The sequence below is a fragment of the Neobacillus sp. MER 74 genome (genome assembly GCF_023714155.1).
Genome location: NZ_JAMAUV010000003.1, coordinates 192,103 through 211,614, shown reverse-complemented (window position 1 = coordinate 211,614; position 19,512 = coordinate 192,103). Strand labels below are relative to the sequence as shown.

Below are 19,512 nucleotides of genomic sequence, written 5' to 3'. Positions count from 1 at the left end.
ATTTTCATTAAAAATACCCTTTCATTCTCATTTGATACTAGCTTAATGAAAATAGGTGCTATGTTTTTACTGTTTAAGAGTTGCTAATACATTTCATTTGTTATAAGATTGGAATGAGAATAAAATGAGAATAGGGTTATCAAACGACCCGATTACATGATACAACACTTTCTCTTTGGAGGTATAGATATGGCTGGATCAACGTTAACGATCAAAGATTTACATGTAGCAATTGATGGGAAAGAAATATTAAAAGGTGTAAACCTTGAAATAAAGGGTGGAGAAATCCACGCAATCATGGGACCAAATGGAACAGGTAAATCCACTTTATCTTCTGCCATTATGGGCCATCCAAAATATGAAGTAACAAGCGGATCTATCACTCTAGATGGACAAAATGTTCTTGAAATGGAAGTAGATGAGCGCGCACGGGCTGGGCTATTCCTAGCAATGCAATATCCAAGTGAAATTAACGGCGTAACAAATGCCGATTTTTTACGTTCAGCACTAAATAGCCGTCTTGGTGAAGGAAATGAAATTTCATTAATGAAGTTTATCCGTAAAATGGATAAGCAAATGGAATTCCTTGAAATGGACCTTGATATGGCACAACGTTATTTAAACGAAGGCTTCTCCGGCGGTGAGAAAAAACGTAACGAAATCTTGCAATTAATGATGTTAGAACCAAAAATTGCAATCCTAGATGAAATTGACTCCGGACTAGATATCGATGCCCTAAAGGTAGTATCAAAAGGAATCAATGAGATGCGCGGCGAAGATTTCGGCTGCTTAGTGATTACACACTATCAACGTCTTTTAAACTATATCACTCCAGACCATGTGCATGTAATGATGCAGGGCCGTGTTGTAAAATCCGGCGGACCTGAACTAGCACAACGCTTAGAAGCTGAAGGATATGACTGGATCAAACAAGAACTTGGAATTGAAGATGAAACAGTTGGGCAAGAAGCGTAAGAGAGGGTTAGGAGGATTACAATGACAACAGAAATCAAATTATCATTTGATCAGGAAAATGTCCGCTCTTTTTCAAAAGAAACGAGCGAGCCTGCTTGGTTCGAGGAGCTCCGTCTTAAAGCATTAGCTGATTTTGAGCAGCTTCCAATGCCAAGACCTGATAAAACAAAGATTGATAAATGGAACTTCACCCAGTTCACTCAACATACAGTATCAAGTGCTCCCATCACTTCTCTTTCTGAATTACCAGAAGAGGTAAAAGCATTAATTGATATGGAAGCCGAAAATAAAAATTTATATATTCAACGAAATCAAACTCCAGCTTTTTTATCTTTATCTGAAGAGCTAAAAAGCCAGGGTGTTATTTTTACTGATATCTTTACCGCTGCGAAGGAACATGGTGACGTCCTGAAAAAGTATTATCTTACTCAGGCCATCAATGCCGATGAGCATCGCTTAACTGCCCTAAATGCTGCACTGGTTAACGGAGGAGTTTTCTTATACATTCCGAAAAATGTAGAAGTTTCTGAACCGATACAGGCGGTGTTTGTGCAGGATGATGCCGAGGCGAATTTGTTTAACCATGTAATCGTTGTGGCTGAGGATAATAGTGCGGTGACATATGTTGAAAACTACATTTCCACCGTGGAAACTTCTAATGCACTAGTTAATATTTTGACGGAAGTCATTGCCAATGTTAATGCAAGCGTACGTTACGGCGCTGTTGATACCTTGGCTAAAGGTATTACGACATATGTAAATCGCCGCGGCGTTGCTGGCAGAGATTCTAAAATTGAATGGGCCCTTGGTTTAATGAATGAAGGAAATACCATTTCAGAAAATACAACGAACCTTCTTGGCGACGGTTCGTCAGGCGACACAAAAACGGTTGTTGTTGGACGTGGTGACCAAACACAGAACTTTACCACAAAGGTTGTACACTTCGGAAAACATACCGTCGGAAATATCTTGAATCATGGTGTTGCTAAGGATAGTGCTACATCGATTTTTAATGGAATTGGTAAAATTGAGCATGGTGCATCTAAATCAGATGCAGAGCAAACTTCCCGTGTTCTAATGCTAAGTGAAAAAGCACGCGGCGACGCTAATCCGATTCTTTTAATTGATGAAGATGATGTCGTAGCTGGCCACGCAGCATCTGTAGGTCGTGTAGATCCTGTTCAACTTTACTACTTAATGAGCCGGGGAATTCGTAAAGAAGAAGCAGAACGCTTAGTCATTCATGGATTCTTAGCCCCTGTCGTTAACCAGTTACCGATTGAAGGAGTAAAGAAACAGTTAACTGAAGTAATTGAAAGGAAAGTACGCTAATGAATATCAGGGATATTCGCGCACAATTTCCTATCTTAGATCAAGAAGTCAATGGGAAGCCATTAGTATACTTGGATAGTTCGGCAACATCTCAAAAACCCATCCAAGTAATCGAGGCGGTTGAAAAATATTATCGTGAAATCAATTCCAATGTCCATCGTGGTGTGCATACACTAGGAACAAGAGCAACGGATGCTTACGAAGGGGCAAGGGAAAAGGTTCGTAAGTTTATCAATGCCAAGTCTACTCAAGAAGTGATTTTTACAAGAGGAACAACAACCTCTCTTAATACCGTAGCTGCAAGCTATGCGGCGGCGAATTTAAAAGCAGGCGATGAAATCGTCATTACGTATATGGAGCACCACAGCAATATTATTCCGTGGCAGCAAGTGGCAAGACGGACCGGTGCTCAGTTGAAATACATTCCATTACAAGAAGATGGAACCATTTCACTTGATGACGTTCGTGCAACAATTACTTCAAACACGAAAGTCGTTTCTGTTATGCAAGTATCCAATGTCCTTGGCGTCATTAATCCAGTCAAAGAGATAGCGCAAATTGCTCATGAAAACGGAGCAATTATGGTTGTCGACGGGGCGCAAAGTGCACCGCATATGAAGATTGATGTTCAAGATTTAGATTGTGATTTTCTTGCTTTTTCTGGACATAAAATGTGCGGTCCGACCGGCATTGGTGTCCTTTATGGAAAAAAACATCTGCTCGAAAACATGGAACCCATCGAGTTCGGCGGCGAAATGATTGATTTCGTGCAATTGTACGAATCAACATGGAAAGAACTGCCATGGAAGTTCGAAGGCGGTACACCAATCATTGCTGGGGCCGTTGGTCTTGGCGCTGCCATCGACTTTTTAAATGAAGTGGGCTTAGACCAAATTGCCGAACATGAACATAGACTTGCGGCCTATGCGTTAGAAAAAATGGCAACTGTAGAAGGTATGACTATTTATGGTCCTCTTGACCCAGCGAAGCGGGCAGGACTAGTCACCTTTAATATCAGTGATGTTCATCCACATGATGTGGCAACTGTGCTAGATGCAGAAGGAATTGCGGTTCGTGCTGGACATCATTGTGCCCAGCCGCTAATGAGATGGCTAAAAGCCTCCGCAACAGCACGTGCAAGCTTTTACCTATACAACACAGAAGATGATATAGATAAACTTGTTGAAGGACTTGTTAAAACAAAGGAGTATTTCAGCGATGTCTTCTAATTTAGATAATCTTTACCGTCGGGTGATTATGGACCATTATAAAAATCCACGTAATCGTGGCGTTTTAGAGGATGGCAGTCTGACGATTAATATGAATAACCCCACATGTGGGGACCGGATTCAATTGACCCTTAAAGTGGTTGATGGGATCGTGGTTGACGCAAAGCAAGAAGGCGAAGGCTGTTCGATTTCCATGTCATCCGCTTCAATGATGACCCAGGCGATTAAAGGGAAAACGATTGAAGAAGCGTTAAAACTTTCAACAATCTTTTCTGACATGATGCAAGGCAAAGAGTATGACGAAGATATCGATTTAGGTGATATCGAGGCACTTCAAGGGGTAGCTAAATTCCCTGCCCGCATTAAATGTGCGACATTAGCGTGGAAAGCCATGGAAAAGGGATTGAAAAACGAGGAAAAAGAATAAAATGAAGAAAACGCGGTTGGGAGAGGGCAATATTCAGCCTCAGCGCCTGAAATAAAGGCGTTTCCGCTTTTCTAAGAATGGAGGAACACGACGATGGCGAAAAAAATGCCGGAAATCGGTGATTATAAATATGGTTTTGCCGATAAAGACGTTTCCATATTCCGATCTAAGCGTGGTTTAACATCTGAAATTGTAGAAGAGATTTCTAAATTAAAGAATGAACCACAATGGATGTTAGACTTCCGTTTGAAGTCGCTTGAGCATTTTTACAAAATGCCAATGCCACAATGGGGCGGCGATTTAAATGCGTTAAACTTTGATGAAATTACGTATTATGTAAAACCATCTGAGAAATCTGAGAAGTCTTGGGATGAAGTGCCTGAAGAAATCAAGGCTACTTTCGATAAACTAGGAATTCCTGAAGCGGAGCAAAAGTACCTTGCTGGGGTATCTGCTCAGTATGAATCTGAAGTTGTTTATCACAATATGAAGGAAGAACTTGAAGAGTTAGGGATCGTCTTTAAAGATACAGATTCAGCTTTAAGGGAAAATGAAGATATTTTCCGCGAACACTGGGCAAAGGTAATTCCGCCAACAGATAACAAGTTCGCAGCTCTTAACTCGGCTGTTTGGTCTGGCGGCTCTTTCATCTATGTACCACCAGGTGTGAAAGTGGATACGCCGTTACAGGCTTATTTCCGAATTAACTCGGAAAACATGGGTCAATTTGAACGTACGTTAATCATTGTTGATGAAGGCGCACACGTGCATTACGTTGAGGGTTGTACAGCACCAGTGTATACAACTAACTCCCTGCACAGTGCCGTAGTTGAGATTGTGATTAAAAAGGACGCTTATTGCCGATATACAACGATTCAAAACTGGGCGAACAACGTCTTCAACCTTGTTACTAAGCGTGCAGTATGTGAAGCAAATGCGACAATGGAATGGATTGATGGTAACATCGGTTCGAAATTAACGATGAAGTACCCAGCCGTTATTTTAAAAGGTGAAGGCGCACGTGGTATGACACTTTCTATCGCCATTGCTGGTAAAGGTCAACACCAAGATGCTGGTGCAAAAATGATTCATTTAGCACCAAATACATCATCAACGATTGTTTCGAAGTCCATTTCTAAGCATGGCGGTAAAGTAACCTACCGCGGTATCGTTCACTTCGGCCGTAAGGCAGACGGTGCCCGTTCTAATATCGAATGTGATACCTTAATCATGGATAACAAGTCGACATCAGATACGATTCCTTACAATGAAATCTTAAACGATAACATCTCACTTGAGCATGAAGCGAAAGTTTCGAAGGTATCTGAAGAGCAGCTCTTCTACTTGATGAGCCGTGGGATTTCAGAACAGGAAGCAACTGAAATGATCGTAATGGGCTTTATCGAGCCGTTTACAAAAGAATTACCAATGGAATATGCCGTTGAAATGAACCGTCTCATTAAGTTCGAAATGGAAGGTTCTATCGGATAATCGTTTTATAAAAAAACCCGCTTGCCGAGGATGGCAGGCGGGTTTTTTGTGCTGGAGATTGGGGATACTCTCGGATGGGTATGGGATACTCTCGGATGGGTATGGGATACTCTCGGATGGGTATGGGATACTCTCGGATAGGGTTGGAATACTCTCAATAGCCACAAACACTGGCGGATAGAACCGCTTTACTGGCGGATACCACCCCAATACTGGCGGATACCACCCCAATACTGGCGGATACCACCCCAATACTGGCGGATACCACCCCAATACTGGCGGATACCACCCCATTACTGGCGACAACCACCTTTTCAAAAATTACCACCTTCCAAAAATGGTTATGCTATTATTAATAGTTGGAGGTGAGTTTTTTGATCTATATCGGCGTAACAGGCTGGGGCGATCATGACAGCTTATATCCAGGTCAGATATCCTCACGGGACAAGCTAAAAGCCTATGCGGGACATTTTCCTATCGTTGAAGTAGATTCGGCCTTTTATGCGATTCAGCCGAAAAGAAATGCTGAAAAGTGGGTCAATGAAACACCGGCCGGCTTCCAGTTTATCGTCAAAGCCTACCAAGGAATGACCGGACATATGCGCGGGGAAATTCCTTTTGAAAACAAACAAGCGATGTTTAGTGCTTTCAAAGAATCGCTCGAGCCTTACATAGAAACCAATAAATTAGCCATGACACTCTTTCAATTTCCACCCTGGTTTACATGTTCGAAAGAAAATGTCCAATACCTAAGATGGTGCAAGCAGGAAATGGGGGATATTCCATCTGCATTAGAATTCAGACATCAATCCTGGTTTGTCCCCCAGTATCGTCAAAAAACCATTGAGTTTATGAGAGAACTAAAATGGATCCATAGCATTTGCGATGAGCCGCAATCAGGAGAAGGGTCCATCCCAATGGTATTGCAGTCAACCACTCCTGAGAAGGTCCTCGTCCGTTTTCATGGCCGTAATCTTCATGGCTGGCAAAAACGAATCGGAGTGGATTGGCGCGAGGTTCGTTATCTTTACCGCTATAACCAACAAGAGTTAGAAGAATGGGCAAACTCCATTCAAGAATTAGCTAAAGACTCGAAAGATATCTATCTCCTTTTTAACAACAACTCTGGCGGAGATGCTGCTGATAATGCAAAGGAAATGATCAAACTTTTGCATCTCGAATACAAGGGGCTTGCTCCACGCCAGTTGGACCTACTATAAAAAGTTAGGAGAAGAAATAACATGGAATGGATCATAATCGTATTTATCGGTATAATCGGAAGCTCTTTAGGCTCGCTCATTGGTTTAGGAGGCGGGATTGTAGTTGTTCCCTCATTACTTTATTTATCAACCCTGCCAGCATTTGGGCATATAACCCCTCAGGTTGCGGTCGGAACCTCCCTTTTTACGATGATTTTCACAGGACTTTCCTCCACCTTAGCGTATATGAAACACAAGACCATTGATTATAAAAGCGGCTTGATTTTTCTGATTGGCAGCGGTCCTGGGAGTATTTTAGGTGCGTGGGTAACAGAAGGGTTACAAATGAAGACCTTCAATATCTTTTTCGGGTTATTTATTATTTTTGTTTCGATAATTTTATTATTAAAGGATAAATTAAAGCCATTGCCATATAAGAAGGACCGGGGAATCGTCCGCACGTTTATCGATAATCGAGGGAATACCTCAGAATATGGATATAATCCAGTGATCGCCATTTTGATTTCCTTTGTTGTAGGTTTTATCTCAGGGATTTTCGGGGTGGGCGGCGGCTCCTTACTGGTTCCAACGATGATTTTGATTTTCTTTTTTCCGCCCCATGTGGCGACGGCTACATCGATGTTTATGATTTTGCCAACTTCAATACTAAGTTCGATTACGCATATTACCTTAGGAAATGTTGACTGGATATACGCCCTGGCATTAGTCCCTGGGGCGTGGATTGGAGCCCAAATTGGTGTTTATTTAAACACTAAGCTTAAGAGTAAAACGATTGTCTTAATTTTACGAACGATTCTCATCGTTGTTGGGATTCGTTTAATTTATCAAGGAATTCTAGGGTAGGTACAGAATGGAAACCATACATATTTATCATACAAATGATGTCCACAGTCACATAGAAAATTGGCCGCGAATTAAGCAATTCTTATCAAATAAACATGAAGACCATCAGAAAAAGGATGAGGACATGTTTCTCTTTGACATTGGTGATTTTATTGACCGCTGGCATCCCTTCACAGAGGCTACCAAGGGAAAGGGTAACATCGACCTTTTAAATGAAAGCCATTATACAGCGGTAACAATCGGCAACAATGAAGGTGTTAACCTTCCTTACGACGACTTAAATACGCTTTATGAACATGCACAGTTTGATGTACTATTAGCAAACCTTTACCAAACAAATGATGGCTGCCCTGCCTGGGTAAAGCCATATAAGGTATATCAAACGAAAAAGGGAACAAGGGTAGGCGTCATCGGTCTTACCGCATACTTTTTCCATCTATATGGATTATTAGGATGGAAAGTAACTGAACCAATCAGCGAACTAAAAAAATGGATGGAACGATTAAAAGCTGAATCGGACATCATCATTTTACTTTCCCATCTCGGACTACAGGAGGATGAAGCAATCGCAGCTGCATTTCCTGATATTGATGTCATCTTAGGCTCACACACACATCATTTTCTTGAAAAAGGAAAGTTTGTAGGTAATACCCTCCTTGGTGCAGCAGGAAAGTACGGGCATTATGTCGGGCAAGTTACACTCAATCTGACCGAAGAAAAAACGATGATAAGTAAGGAAGCTCTTCTTTATGACTGGAAGGAGCTGCCAATGGTTCGCAATGAGCAGGATCTAATTGATGGATATTTTTCAAAAGGAAAATCCTTATTAAATCAAAAAGTAACCACCTTAAAAACTCCCCTAAAATCCGAACTGTTTCAGGAAACGGAGTTTTCTCGCCTGCTTTGCAGAGCATTAAGGGAATGGTGTCAAACCGATTGTGCGATGATTAATGCGGGACTCCTCTTAGGCTCTTTAGAGGATGATGTAACGGTATACGATTTGTTAAAAATCTGTCCGCATCCTATAAACCCCTGTGTAGTGGAACTGACCGGTTTGGAATTAGAAAAGGTCCTGCGGGAAACAAAAAATCAAGCGTTAGTCACTAGAGAGATTAAAGGTCTTGGATTCAGAGGGACCCTATTAGGGGTATTTGTCTACGATCAAATTAGCTTCCAGAATGAAATCATCCTCGTAAATGGGATGCATTTGGAGCATGAACGTAATTACAGTTTGGCTCTTCCTGACATGTTCACGTTTGGTCACTTTTTCAAAGAGGTACTGCCACATAAGGAAAAGAAATATTTCTTACCGGAATTTCTTCGCGATATTTTAAAGTGGAAATTACAAAGCCAATCATAGCCCTAAACACGCTTTTTCCTTTCTAATCATAATGTGATAGTGAGGAAAGGAGTGTGGGGAATCTGTGGTTGATCTATTACCCATTAATATAAATGGCCATATGTTTATCGGTGTTTCAGTTTTACTTCCGAAAACCACTTTGCTATCGATCTCAAATGATAAAGGGTATATCATGTGCGGCGCTTTAGACGTAGGGTTGTTAAACGATAAACTAAAGGATCGCAAAATAATTGCCGGCCGTGCCGTCGGAGTAAGGACCATTGAACAGCTTCTGAATGCCCCCTTAGAGTCTGTTACTGCCGAGGCTGAAGAATTAGGCATTCACCCTGGCATGATTGGCAGAGACGCATTATTAAAAATGATCTAAAAAGCTTGCTACAGACAGCAAGCTTTTTTCTATGAATGCGGATGGACATAACTCTCAATTCATTAAGAATATTTTTAGCCACTTTTTTAGGCTAGTTCCTCTTTTTAGAGCATACATATAGCTTGAAGGGGTGATTTTCTTGGCGAAGTTTCGCAGACGGCGACCTAAAAAGGGACCGTTGCCTTTCCGTTATGTCATGCTATTGACGTTTATTTTTTTTCTATTCTCTACCGCGACTGGATTATGGCTTGTAAATAAGGGGATTGAACCTACTTTGATGAGGATTGCTACTTCTGAAACCCGAAATATTGCTTCATTAGTCATTAATAAGGCAATCACAAAGCGGACAACTGATACGGGGGAAGACAATGAGGTCATTGTGATATTGCCCAGTGAAAATGGAAAAGCTTCAAATGTTAAACTTAATACCGTTTATATAAACAGGGTCTTAGCGGAAACGACCGCACAAATTCAAAAGAACCTGAAAGCAGCCAAAAAAGGGGATCTGTCCTCACTGGAGCAGTTAACCGATGTAGAAATAGAAACGCAAAATTCGAATAAGGAAGACGGAATTATTTGGTATGTCCCGCTTGGTCAAGCAACGAATATTTCATTATTAGGAAATATTGGGCCAAAAATTCCAGTCAAGTTTCATGCCATTGGTGAAGTGGAGCCAGATGTAAAAATTGAAACGAAAGAAGTGGGGATTAATAATACCTGGGTCGATGTTTCCATTCATATTGAAGTCTCCGTCCAAATCATCACTCCCTTTGCTACGAAGATCACAAAGCTGACGCAAAGTATCCCTGTTGATGGATCGCTCATCCAAGGAGATGTTCCGCAATTCTATAATGGCGGCGGCGGTATTACCCCATCGATTCAACTTCCTGATAAACAGACAGACACGAAGAAATCAGATACGAAAAAATAGGACGATCCACGGTGGAAAGTCCTATTTTTTGCGTGCATTCATCCGTTCCATCCGCTTCCATTTCGCTAAATGCGGGTATGGATCAAAAGACCATTCGGTGACACCGTTGTCTTTGTACATCCCGTAATGTAAATGGGGAGGAAATTTTCCTGAGGTACCTGGAGGGCCGTACCCGGAACTTCCTACACCGCCAATGACCATTCCCGGCTCCACCACTTGACCGATTTTTAAATCCTTAGCAAAACCGCTTAAGTGGGCGAAGTAATGATACGTATTATTAATATCGCGAATCCCGATTCTCCAGCCGCCAAATTTATTCCAGCCTTTCATTTCAACAATACCATAGTTAGTTGCTCGAACAGGAACGCCGTAGCCAGCAAAGATATCGGTGCCTTCGTGTATCCTGCGGCCGCCCCACCCACGGGCCGACCCCCACGTGCTCCTGTAACTGTGATTGCTGCGGATAGGAACGGGGAAGACTTGAGTATCCAAATCAATTCGGCCGAAATGCCGATATATTTTTGCTTTTCCAGCAATGATACTTACGGTTTTATCGCGATGATAGTAATTCCATAAGCCGATTTTTATATTATCATGATCGACACCGTAGGATAGGAGATATTTTGCAAACGCATAGAGGACATCCTCATCATTTTTAGCACTTGCCTTTCCATCGCCATCCCCATCTACCCCTTTCCCATCAAAAAATTGAATTGTGGCTGGGTTTTCTTCCAAAGGATTTGGATTGGTTAATCCAGACCATTCTTCTGGACGAAAATAGATGCCAATCACACTATCTGGTTTAGGTAAGTCTCTGCGGACCTGGCGGATGCTTCTTTCGTATTGATCAATGGCCGCTAAATAGTACCAAGGAATTTGTGTAACCGTTTCTACCTTCTTATACAGCTTCATTCGTTCTTGGTATGGATTCGGTTCATTTGCAGCGGCATGAACATCCGTAACAGCCAATGAAGTGCTAAGGAAAAAAAGAAAAGTTCCCAATAATAGAACAGCCCGCACAAGAATCCTCCTTCCAATTAATGTACAAGGTTAGTTTATGTTTTCTAAACCATTTCATAATGGTTAATAAATGGTAAACTTTTTAGGGGCTGATGAAAGCGGTTCATCAAGTTAATATTATCCGATATGCTTGTCGTTATTTTTTCCGTATGTTAAAGTGACAAGGAGGATCTATTTCTAGCTTCAAGGGGTGTATTCATTAATGAGTAAGAAAGAAGAGATTTTACGAAAACCGGATTGGTTAAAAATAAAATTAAACACAAATGAGTCTTATACGGGCTTAAAGAAAATGATGCGTGAAAAAAATCTTCACACAGTTTGTGAAGAAGCCCGCTGCCCTAATATTCATGAATGCTGGGCAGAAAGACGTACGGCAACCTTCATGATTCTTGGTGATACATGCACACGTGCATGCCGTTTCTGTGCCGTTAAAACTGGTTTGCCAACCGAGTTGGATTGGCAAGAACCAGAAAGAGTGGCAGACTCCGTTCAATTGATGAACTTAAAACATGTCGTAGTCACCGCCGTAGCCCGCGATGATCTTAGGGATGGAGGGGCAGCTGTTTTTGCTGAAACAGTCCGCGCTATTCGCCGCAAAAATCCATTTACAAGCATTGAAGTTCTTCCGTCTGACATGGGTGGGAAAGAAGAAAATTTACGTCTGTTAATGGACGCAAAACCTGATATCTTAAATCATAACATCGAAACGGTTAAACGAATGACCCCTAGAGTAAGAGCCAGGGCGAAATACGATCGTTCCCTTGAATTCCTTCGTCGTGCCAAAGAAATGCAGCCGAATATTCCAACAAAATCGAGTCTAATGGTTGGACTAGGAGAGACAAAGGAAGAAATTCTTGAAGTGATGGATGATTTAAGAGCAAATCACGTCGATATTATGACCATTGGTCAATACCTACAGCCGACCAAAAGTCATCTTAAAGTTGAAAAATATTATAGCCCAGATGAATTTAAAGAATTACAGCAAATTGCATTAAGTAAAGGCTTTAGTCATTGTGAAGCAGGCCCGCTAGTCCGGTCCTCCTATCATGCTGATGAGCAAGTGAACGCAGCAGCAAAACACAAGCAAATGCTTGGGGAAGAAAAAGCTCAAGAAGCCTAAAACAAAGAGTTCAGTCAAGTTGACTGAACTCTTTGTTTTTATGTCCAGCTTCAGCGCCTAAGAGCTCGGGGGAATAAGCCAATCCGTCCTGAACAAGGCACATCTGCTTTTCTATTTATCATCAGCGGTTCGGCCATTTTCGTCCTCACTTGCATTTATCCGCTGCCCTTGTGGTGATTTTTTCATCTGTGTGATTAGCCCATTGACCAGATTACGGGCATTTCGGCTTGTGGAATCTACATTAGCCAAATTTTCTACGTCTCTCCTTAACACTTTATTGTCAGTAACGTAGACATGGTAATACCTTGGAACGACAGACATCGCTGTTTTTTTCACTTGATCAGCAGTCAAATTGCGATCTTTTGAATCGGTAGTATAAGCAATTAACACTTCCTGGTCAGTGACAAGTGTGGATACATCGTGTACATTGGGAATATCGGCACTTAATTTACTAATAATATTGGCCGCCTGTTCACGATCTAATGCAGAATAATGGTCATTAGCCGTATTATCGTTCATTAGTGGACTTTTTTGATGACGGACAAAGCCGTAGTTATTACTAACATTACGGATTCCACGGCTCGCTCCTTCATTGTAGAGGTCATGCCTTTTATTGTTAACATTAATGGTATTTCCGCTTTCTTCATAGACATCTCGGTTGCTCATATCCTTAGTACAGCCTGTTAGGGCCGTTACGGTGCATAATCCCAAGATGATAACTAATTTTTTCAATGTAAACACCTCCTTTTCTTAGAATAGCCAATAAGGTGATTTTTTTTCTTAGTAATTGATGGGGAATCGGTTATAATGGGTAGTAGGAATTAGCTGGTAAAAGAGGTGAAATATCTTGATAATAATGAACAACACCGTTTATGAAATCGTCCAAGAACACCGAAACGGATTTAATGAAGAAGCCCTTAAAGCGAGATTTAGTGATATTTTAACAAGATATGATTATGTAGTGGGTGATTGGGGGTATGGACAACTCCGATTAAAGGGGTTTTTCGATGACCAAAACCCAAAAGCTACATTCGATACAAAAATTAGCACACTAAGTGAATATCTGTATGAATACTGTAATTTTGGCTGTGCCTATTTTGTCTTGAAAAAAGTGAAAAAATAAAAGAAGGGCAGAACTTTCTGGCCCTTCTTTATGTTTAGGTTTTGAACGTAGATAACTGTCCAGCACCAGCGCTTCCGCTTTTCTATGTGGATTCACTATATGGCGGCTGTTGATCTGTTTCGGGGTCATCATGGGTTGGATGGGCCCCGTCCATTTGCCGAGGAAGATTTTGATGAAGGGTTTTATTTTCATAATTAAAGGCACTGTAAGTCCGTTGCCCTTCTTCCCATGGTGTACTTTTGTTCTCAACTGGTTCGTCTTGACGAATGGCAGACCCAAAAGGACCTTCTGGAAATTCTTCTGCTGTAAGAAAGTTCCTTTGTTTTTCAACATTGGATAAATCCGTATACTTTTCTTCTTTATGTTCTGTCATGCTTACGCCCCCTTTAGCACTATTATTTTCAAAGAGAGCATAATTCATGACGAACCTTACACTAATTCCATTAAAAAGGATCTTAATTCTTCCGCATCTTCCTCATTTAATTGAAAAGCGAATTCTAAATACCCTTCCTCTTGCAAATCGTCTAAGCCGATAATCGCAAAACGGCTTCCCTGCATGTCAAGAACAAGATGCTTTCCATAATGACGGTCACTTTGAACAATCGCTAAATCAAAGCGTTGATGTTCACCAACGAAGCTGACAAATCTTGTTTTTGTATCTTCTGTATCATCGTATAAGAAAAAGCGTTCTTTCATTTGATGGTCTCCTTTAATTAAACTAGATATTTTTAGACGTCTTCTATATAGTAACAAATAAAACCAATCAAGGGGAGTAAAGATTTTTACACCATTTTTTATAAGTTTTTACGATTCAAAACGCGAAGGCTGTCAAATTATGTTACAATAAATTTGAACTCTCGAAAGTTCTATGTCAGACCGTCTGCGTTTGCAAAGATAACAACTTAGAAAAATGGAGAAGGTGCTCATATGTATTTTGTTGATCAAGAAAAAATTGAAGAGATACTCAAATTTTTAGAAATGCAAATTCAACTGTTCCTAAGTCAAAAAGAGTGGTCCACCCCACTTGAAAAGGCAGCGCTAGAGCGTGTAAACCATATGATGATCGAGTCTGTTTTGGACGTCGGAAATGCAATGATTGATGGGTTTATTATGCGTGACCCAGGCAGTTACGATGATATCATTGATATTTTAATGGATGAAAAAGTGATCACATCTGAAACGGGAAATAGTTTGAAAGTGCTGATTCAATACCGGAAAATGCTTGTCCAATCTTATACAGATGTCAATCATCAAGAACTTCAAGTGACGTTTACAAAGCATTTACATGAGTTGGTGAATTTTGCGGCCAATGTTCGCGAATATCTTGTCACTGAGTTAGGGCCAGTTTCAGCGTTTAAAAAATAATAATATATTAAGACCGTTATGCGCGGTCTTTTTTGTTCTATATGGAAAAAACTTTTGGGAGTGTAACATATGAAAAATTACAAAGGTTATTTAATTGATTTAGATGGAACAATGTATAAAGGATCAGAACGGATTGAAGCTGCATCTGACTTTGTTAAGAAACTCCGGGATCAACAGATACCCTATCTTTTTGTGACAAACAATTCCTCAAGGACACCTGCACAGGTTGCTGCAAAGCTGACCCAGTTTGACATCCCGGCGGAAGAAAAGCAAGTGTTCACAACAAGCCAAGCGACAGCCAATTATATTTATGAACGAAAGAATGATGCCCGCATTTACGTGATTGGGGAAGAGGGGTTACGGACAGCAGTAGAAGAAAAGGGGTTCCGATTTGCCGGAGAAGATGCTGAGTTCGTCGTGGTAGGGATCGACCGGGAGATCAATTATGAAAAATTGACGGCTGCCTGTTTGGCGGTCCGCAATGGCGCAACGTTCATTTCCACTAATGGAGATATCGCCATCCCTACAGAAAGAGGCTTGGTTCCAGGGAATGGTTCACTAACATCTGTTATTACTGTTTCTACACAAACCAAACCGATTTTTATTGGCAAACCAGAAGCAATCATCATGGAACAGGCTTTAAAGGTACTGGGAACGCCGAAAGAAGAGACATTGATGGTCGGAGATTATTATGATACAGATATTTTAGCAGGCATGAATGCCGGGATAGATACATTACTAGTACATACAGGAGTAACGACCAAAGAACTGCTTTCCGGTTATGACAAGATGCCAACTTATGCAATTGATTCGTTAGATCAATGGGAAATTTAAAAGGATGGGAAGCCCCATCCTTTTTCTGCTTATTTCTTTTCACTCTCAGCCCTAGCAGCCCGGTGTGCGAGTCGGCTCGATGCGGCAGCTGCAATTGCCCCGACGATATCATCTAAAAAAGTATGGCATTCGCCTGTTGATTTATCATTTAAATGGGCTAATATTCCAGGTTTTAATTTATCGATATATCCGTAATTGGTAAAACCAATTGAACCATATACATTTACAATCGAAAAGGCTAGAATTTCATCGACTCCATAAAGACTTTCATCTGTTCCGATTATTGATTGGAGCGGCTCCTCAAGCATTCCTTTTTCAGCAAGTACATCCAGCTGTATTCCTGTTAAAATTGCGTTTTGAACCTCACGTTTGGCAAGAACGCGTTCCACATTGGCTAAACAGTCTTCCATTTTCAGGTTCTTATGATATTTTTCCTGCAAAAAGAAAACTAAATCAGCGATATCCTGTACTTTGACGCCTCTGTCATTCAGCCATCTACGTGCAGTTACTTCGGTTAGATTTACGTTTTTGTCGTCTGCCATTCCTCTGATCACCTTTTCTATGGATTTTCACTATATATATACTGTATTATTCTAACTTATGCAAAAGAAACTTAAAAAAGAGCATGGTTAAAACCTTATATTCTCCTACATTTTTCTAAGCTATTCAGGAACAAGTTTTCTTAAGCTAAAACATATATATGAAGTAAGAAAAGGGAAAGAAATGAGGTGGACTATAAATGCTTCAGAAAATGCTGGAAAATCAATATGGCATTACGGTCGAGGAATATGTAAAACTGGATCGGTTTGATGCGTTAAGAGGAAATGGCTGGCTCTACTTAATCTCTAAACCAGCGGGCAAGGAAGAAGAAGATATTGCCGAACTTGAGAAAATCGCGGAGCATTTACGCAATTATGGTGATCAAAATGTTCCCGCCATTTTACCGTCTAAAGAAGGGCATTTAATTACAGAATGGGAAAAAAATAAATATTGTGTCCTTGCAAATCGACAACAGAAAGAACAGAAAAAAGTTAAATTGGGCAGGAAATTGGCAAAATTCCATGAGCGCGGCAGGAGAGTCCCCTTTCAAATAGAGAGGTCTAGCAGGATCGGACAATGGAAGACCTTATGGGAAAAGCGGCTCGAGCAGATGGAAAAGGTGTGGAATGGTCTTCTTTTTCAAACACCTGAAGATGAATTTCAGCGGATGTTTATTGATTCCTTCCCGTATTATTTGGGGTTAACGGAAAACGCTATTCAATATCTAGTGGATACCGAGATTGATGATGAACCGCTTGAAACGGATAGCGGAACGGTTTGTCATGAACGGTTTACGCAAAAGACTTGGGGGCCGCACAATAATTATATGATCAAAAATCCGTTTGACTGGGTATTTGACCATCGCAGCCGGGACATCGGTGAATGGACAAGGGAAAGATATCTTCATAATTCCCAAACTTATGATGTGGAATTAAAGCGCTTTTTTGAAGAGTATCAAAGTATTGCCCCTTTGTCGCCATTTTCCTGGCGGTTATTGTATTCCCGGTTAATTTTCCCGCTCCATTACTTTGAATGTATAGAGAGTTATTATATTACCACATCCGAACAGGACAAAAAGGTATTAGAAGAAAAGTTAATGAGAATATTACGCCAATCTGGTGAATATGAGCAATTTTTGGCGGTTTTTTATCAACTTACGGATGCTCCAATTAAGCGTGTAAACCTGCCTTTATTGGAATGGCTTTACTAAAACATGTTTTCATTAAAAAAGTAAAAAGTGATTGCCTATGGATGGCAATCACTTTTTTGATTATTAAAATACCTGTTCTACTTCAACAATTCCTGGTACTTCTTCTAAAAGAGCTCTTTCAATACCAGCTTTCAGTGTGATGGTTGAGCTTGGGCAGCTGCCGCATGCACCTAACAGGCGTAGTTTGACAATGCCTTCTTCAACATCTACTAATTCACAATCTCCGCCGTCGCGAAGAAGAAATGGACGTAATTTATCTAATACTTCTTGAACTTGTTCAAAAATTTCTTGTTCTGCCAAATTAATCGACTCCCTTCCTATACTTATATTATAATGTCATCATCGTGAAAAATCCATTATCAGAAATTAGGAAAACACACATTTATAGTCATTTTCTTGGTTATATCGCAAAAATGAGTTAACCTGAAATAAAAAGGCGGGAATGAGTAGATGAATAGTACTGAAGTAGAAATTGTTGTTTACGGTGCAGAGCAGTTGTGCCCGAGTTGTGTCAATTTACCATCTTCCAAAGAAACGTTTGAATGGCTGGAGGCAGCGATTGCGAGAAAATTTCCAGACCAACCGTTTAAAATGACCTATGTGGATATCTATCAGCCCACTGGGGAGAGTGAAAAAATCGCGTTTGCTGAAAAAGTGGTCGAAGAGGATATGTTTTATCCAGTGGTTGTCATCAAAGACAAAATCGTTGGAGAAGGGAACCCGCGTTTAAAAACCATTTTTTCTGAACTAGAGAAACACGGATATACAGCTATATAATTGGAAGAAGCATTCCACAAAAATGGAATGCTTCTTCTTTGAATCAAGCTCCAGCTCCCCTATTCAAGGTGTTGGTGCTTTTTATATTAGCCGTTATGAAACTTATACATCCACAGAATCCCGGATTTAAGCAAGCGGGCGACACGTCCTGTAATGGCGCGGTCTGCCATCATCCCAAACCCGTGCTTTTTCCCAAGGGAACCAAGGATCCCCTTTAATTTTATTTGTGGGAATGATGTTGGAGGTTCTTCACCTTTCCAACGTCTCTTTAATACTTCAACAATTTGTTCCGCCTGACCTTCGGCTAATTGAGCACTAGGAGCATGGGGAAGACTTGCGCAATCACCAAGAATAAAAACATGTTCATCAGTGGGCAGGTGGTGAAGCGGGCTTATCACTAGTCTTCCCATTCCATCTTTTTCCCCGTCCATTTCGCGGACAATTTTATTGGCTTGAATTCCTGCGGTCCATACGATTACATCACAATGGATCGCCTGGTCGTGATTGTATAATACATTTTCTTCCACTTTGGTAATATTCGAGTTATTAATAATTTCGACATTGTTTTTTACAAACCAATTTTCAACATATTTGCTTAAACGTTCAGGGAATGCAGAGAGAATATGTTTTCCCCGATCAAATAATTTGATGTTTAGGTCTTCACGACTTTCGCTTAATTCACTTGCTAATTCCACGCCGCTAAGACCAGCGCCTACGATACCAACAACTGAGCCAGGTCCCAGATTATTTAAGACAGAGTAGGTAAGTCGAGATTTTTCAATAGATTGGATACTGTAAGTAAACTGATCGGCTCCCGGAACATCATGATACTTGTCCTCACAGCCCAGACCAATGATGAGGTCATCATAGTCGAGAGGCTCCGCATCCTTTAATGTAATCTTTTTTTCAGTTGTTTGAATTCCGATTACCTCACCATAAACTACTTTTAATCGTGGGTGCTCCGGAAAAGCAACCCTTACCTCTTTGTCAGAAATGGTTCCTGCTGCTAATGCGTAATACTCCGTTTTTAAACAATGGTAAGGTACACGGTCCACTAGTGTAATGGTCATGTCCTCTGGTAAATGGTTAGGGAGAAGTTCATTTAGAATCTTCATTCCGCCATAACCGCCACCAAGAATTACAAGGTTTTTCATTTTTATTACCCCTTTGAATAGCCCGTTTCATATTTAAAATTGCCTAAAATGTCAAAAAAAAATAATAGAATAATAAATCCGTTCCTTTAACACATACGAGTATAGCGGAATTATGACAAAATAACAACAATTTTCATGATTTTCTTGACATGGTTATAGTATACATGGTATTTGACGGAGTGGATGAAATGGAG

At 40.6% G+C, this 19,512-nt stretch carries 23 protein-coding genes; 16 read left to right on the top strand and 7 right to left on the bottom strand.

The window, feature by feature from the left end; genetic code table 11:
- The first annotated feature begins 189 nt into the window (after nt 1-189).
- The 10 genes from sufC (at nt 190) to yunB (ending at nt 10,175) form a co-directional block, all read left to right on the top strand.
- Complete coding sequence (gene sufC, locus M3610_RS07750; protein ID WP_026567865.1) at nt 190-975, top strand: Fe-S cluster assembly ATPase SufC; 786 nt, start codon at nt 190-192, stop codon at nt 973-975.
- Nucleotides 976-996: 21 nt separating this feature from the next.
- Nucleotides 997-2,307 (top strand): Fe-S cluster assembly protein SufD, encoded by a 1,311-nt coding sequence (gene sufD, locus M3610_RS07745; RefSeq protein ID WP_098572375.1) that lies wholly within the window; start codon nt 997-999, stop codon nt 2,305-2,307.
- On the top strand, nt 2,307-3,536 hold the full coding sequence (locus M3610_RS07740; RefSeq protein WP_251457973.1) for a cysteine desulfurase: 1,230 nt from the start codon (nt 2,307-2,309) through the stop codon (nt 3,534-3,536). Before sufD ends, M3610_RS07740 begins: the two co-directional genes overlap by 1 nt.
- Complete coding sequence (gene sufU, locus M3610_RS07735; protein ID WP_251457970.1) at nt 3,526-3,963, top strand: Fe-S cluster assembly sulfur transfer protein SufU; 438 nt, start codon at nt 3,526-3,528, stop codon at nt 3,961-3,963. The genes M3610_RS07740 and sufU overlap by 11 nt, the downstream gene beginning before the upstream one ends.
- 93 nt (nt 3,964-4,056) lie before the next feature.
- Nucleotides 4,057-5,454 (top strand): Fe-S cluster assembly protein SufB, encoded by a 1,398-nt coding sequence (gene sufB / locus M3610_RS07730; RefSeq protein WP_251457968.1) that lies wholly within the window; start codon nt 4,057-4,059, stop codon nt 5,452-5,454.
- Between the two features lie 374 nt (nt 5,455-5,828).
- Nucleotides 5,829-6,674, top strand: a complete 846-nt coding sequence (locus M3610_RS07725) for a DUF72 domain-containing protein (RefSeq protein WP_251457966.1) — start codon at nt 5,829-5,831, stop codon at nt 6,672-6,674.
- 21 nt (nt 6,675-6,695) lie between these two features.
- Nucleotides 6,696-7,517: a sulfite exporter TauE/SafE family protein gene (locus tag M3610_RS07720; RefSeq protein ID WP_251457963.1), complete on the top strand. Its 822-nt coding sequence runs from the start codon at nt 6,696-6,698 to the stop codon at nt 7,515-7,517.
- A 7-nt stretch (nt 7,518-7,524) separates the two neighbouring features.
- On the top strand, nt 7,525-8,877 hold the full coding sequence (locus tag M3610_RS07715; RefSeq protein WP_251457961.1) for a bifunctional metallophosphatase/5'-nucleotidase: 1,353 nt from the start codon (nt 7,525-7,527) through the stop codon (nt 8,875-8,877).
- A gap of 64 nt (nt 8,878-8,941) precedes the next feature.
- Complete coding sequence (locus M3610_RS07710; protein WP_098572382.1) at nt 8,942-9,244, top strand: YunC family protein; 303 nt, start codon at nt 8,942-8,944, stop codon at nt 9,242-9,244.
- 139 nt (nt 9,245-9,383) lie between these two features.
- The gene (gene yunB / locus M3610_RS07705; RefSeq protein ID WP_098572383.1) at nt 9,384-10,175 is read left to right on the top strand and encodes a sporulation protein YunB; all 792 of its coding nucleotides are present in this window, start codon (nt 9,384-9,386) and stop codon (nt 10,173-10,175) included.
- 21 nt (nt 10,176-10,196) lie between these two features.
- Here yunB and M3610_RS07700 read toward each other — a convergent pair whose 3' ends face one another.
- The gene (locus M3610_RS07700; RefSeq protein WP_375375189.1) at nt 10,197-11,195 is read right to left on the bottom strand and encodes a M23 family metallopeptidase; all 999 of its coding nucleotides are present in this window, start codon (nt 11,193-11,195) and stop codon (nt 10,197-10,199) included.
- A gap of 202 nt (nt 11,196-11,397) precedes the next feature.
- Between M3610_RS07700 and lipA the strand changes: the two genes are divergently transcribed.
- On the top strand, nt 11,398-12,315 hold the full coding sequence (lipA, locus tag M3610_RS07695) for a lipoyl synthase (RefSeq protein ID WP_251457958.1): 918 nt from the start codon (nt 11,398-11,400) through the stop codon (nt 12,313-12,315).
- 111 nt (nt 12,316-12,426) lie between these two features.
- Here lipA and M3610_RS07690 read toward each other — a convergent pair whose 3' ends face one another.
- Nucleotides 12,427-13,047, bottom strand: a complete 621-nt coding sequence (locus M3610_RS07690) for a YhcN/YlaJ family sporulation lipoprotein (protein ID WP_098572385.1) — start codon at nt 13,045-13,047, stop codon at nt 12,427-12,429.
- 124 nt (nt 13,048-13,171) lie between these two features.
- Between M3610_RS07690 and M3610_RS07685 the strand changes: the two genes are divergently transcribed.
- The gene (locus M3610_RS07685) at nt 13,172-13,438 is read left to right on the top strand and encodes a YutD family protein (RefSeq protein ID WP_373561672.1); all 267 of its coding nucleotides are present in this window, start codon (nt 13,172-13,174) and stop codon (nt 13,436-13,438) included.
- An 82-nt stretch (nt 13,439-13,520) separates the two neighbouring features.
- Here M3610_RS07685 and M3610_RS07680 read toward each other — a convergent pair whose 3' ends face one another.
- Together M3610_RS07680 and M3610_RS07675 are read right to left on the bottom strand one after the other, a co-directional pair.
- On the bottom strand, nt 13,521-13,811 hold the full coding sequence (locus M3610_RS07680) for a cytosolic protein (RefSeq protein ID WP_098572387.1): 291 nt from the start codon (nt 13,809-13,811) through the stop codon (nt 13,521-13,523).
- A 56-nt stretch (nt 13,812-13,867) separates the two neighbouring features.
- Entirely contained in the window at nt 13,868-14,134 is a 267-nt protein-coding gene (locus M3610_RS07675; RefSeq protein ID WP_251457956.1) for a DUF3055 domain-containing protein, read from the bottom strand.
- Nucleotides 14,135-14,365: 231 nt separating this feature from the next.
- Here M3610_RS07675 and M3610_RS07670 point away from each other — a divergent pair, with 231 nt between their 5' ends.
- Nucleotides 14,366-14,803, top strand: coding sequence for a DUF86 domain-containing protein (locus M3610_RS07670; protein ID WP_251457954.1), 438 nt, complete (start codon nt 14,366-14,368; stop codon nt 14,801-14,803).
- Between the two features lie 69 nt (nt 14,804-14,872).
- The gene (locus M3610_RS07665; protein WP_251457951.1) at nt 14,873-15,637 is read left to right on the top strand and encodes a TIGR01457 family HAD-type hydrolase; all 765 of its coding nucleotides are present in this window, start codon (nt 14,873-14,875) and stop codon (nt 15,635-15,637) included.
- Between the two features lie 29 nt (nt 15,638-15,666).
- Here M3610_RS07665 and M3610_RS07660 read toward each other — a convergent pair whose 3' ends face one another.
- The gene (locus M3610_RS07660; protein WP_251457948.1) at nt 15,667-16,179 is read right to left on the bottom strand and encodes a phosphatidylglycerophosphatase A family protein; all 513 of its coding nucleotides are present in this window, start codon (nt 16,177-16,179) and stop codon (nt 15,667-15,669) included.
- Nucleotides 16,180-16,376: 197 nt separating this feature from the next.
- On the opposite strand from M3610_RS07660, the gene yutH reads away from it, so the two are divergent.
- Complete coding sequence (gene yutH / locus M3610_RS07655; protein ID WP_251457945.1) at nt 16,377-17,387, top strand: spore coat putative kinase YutH; 1,011 nt, start codon at nt 16,377-16,379, stop codon at nt 17,385-17,387.
- A gap of 63 nt (nt 17,388-17,450) precedes the next feature.
- Here the strand turns inward: yutH and M3610_RS07650 are convergent, their stop codons facing one another.
- Complete coding sequence (locus M3610_RS07650; RefSeq protein ID WP_231507843.1) at nt 17,451-17,714, bottom strand: NifU family protein; 264 nt, start codon at nt 17,712-17,714, stop codon at nt 17,451-17,453.
- Between the two features lie 123 nt (nt 17,715-17,837).
- On the opposite strand from M3610_RS07650, the gene M3610_RS07645 reads away from it, so the two are divergent.
- The gene (locus M3610_RS07645) at nt 17,838-18,164 is read left to right on the top strand and encodes a YuzD family protein (protein ID WP_098572393.1); all 327 of its coding nucleotides are present in this window, start codon (nt 17,838-17,840) and stop codon (nt 18,162-18,164) included.
- A gap of 86 nt (nt 18,165-18,250) precedes the next feature.
- Here M3610_RS07645 and M3610_RS07640 read toward each other — a convergent pair whose 3' ends face one another.
- A complete protein-coding gene (locus M3610_RS07640; RefSeq protein ID WP_251457943.1) occupies nt 18,251-19,318 on the bottom strand; it encodes an NAD(P)/FAD-dependent oxidoreductase in 1,068 nt (355 codons plus the stop codon).
- Nucleotides 19,319-19,512 lie beyond the last annotated feature (194 nt).

Bases quoted from the DNA above. Each gene is read 5' to 3' on its own strand.
- sufD (WP_098572375.1), top strand. From the start codon at position 997: ATGACAACAGAAATCAAATTATCATTTGATCAGGAAAATGTCCGCTCT.
- yutH (WP_251457945.1), top strand. From the start codon at position 16,377: ATGCTTCAGAAAATGCTGGAAAATCAATATGGCATTACGGTCGAGGAA.
- M3610_RS07645 (WP_098572393.1), top strand. From the start codon at position 17,838: ATGAATAGTACTGAAGTAGAAATTGTTGTTTACGGTGCAGAGCAGTTG.
- M3610_RS07720 (WP_251457963.1), top strand. From the start codon at position 6,696: ATGGAATGGATCATAATCGTATTTATCGGTATAATCGGAAGCTCTTTA.
- sufB (WP_251457968.1), top strand. From the start codon at position 4,057: ATGGCGAAAAAAATGCCGGAAATCGGTGATTATAAATATGGTTTTGCC.
- M3610_RS07665 (WP_251457951.1), top strand. From the start codon at position 14,873: ATGAAAAATTACAAAGGTTATTTAATTGATTTAGATGGAACAATGTAT.
- M3610_RS07670 (WP_251457954.1), top strand. From the start codon at position 14,366: ATGTATTTTGTTGATCAAGAAAAAATTGAAGAGATACTCAAATTTTTA.
- M3610_RS07675 (WP_251457956.1), bottom strand. From the start codon at position 14,134: ATGAAAGAACGCTTTTTCTTATACGATGATACAGAAGATACAAAAACA.
- M3610_RS07715 (WP_251457961.1), top strand. From the start codon at position 7,525: ATGGAAACCATACATATTTATCATACAAATGATGTCCACAGTCACATA.
- lipA (WP_251457958.1), top strand. From the start codon at position 11,398: ATGAGTAAGAAAGAAGAGATTTTACGAAAACCGGATTGGTTAAAAATA.
- M3610_RS07640 (WP_251457943.1), bottom strand. From the start codon at position 19,318: ATGAAAAACCTTGTAATTCTTGGTGGCGGTTATGGCGGAATGAAGATT.
- M3610_RS07660 (WP_251457948.1), bottom strand. From the start codon at position 16,179: ATGGCAGACGACAAAAACGTAAATCTAACCGAAGTAACTGCACGTAGA.
- sufC (WP_026567865.1), top strand. From the start codon at position 190: ATGGCTGGATCAACGTTAACGATCAAAGATTTACATGTAGCAATTGAT.
- M3610_RS07685 (WP_373561672.1), top strand. From the start codon at position 13,172: ATGAACAACACCGTTTATGAAATCGTCCAAGAACACCGAAACGGATTT.
- M3610_RS07680 (WP_098572387.1), bottom strand. From the start codon at position 13,811: ATGACAGAACATAAAGAAGAAAAGTATACGGATTTATCCAATGTTGAA.
- sufU (WP_251457970.1), top strand. From the start codon at position 3,526: ATGTCTTCTAATTTAGATAATCTTTACCGTCGGGTGATTATGGACCAT.
- M3610_RS07740 (WP_251457973.1), top strand. From the start codon at position 2,307: ATGAATATCAGGGATATTCGCGCACAATTTCCTATCTTAGATCAAGAA.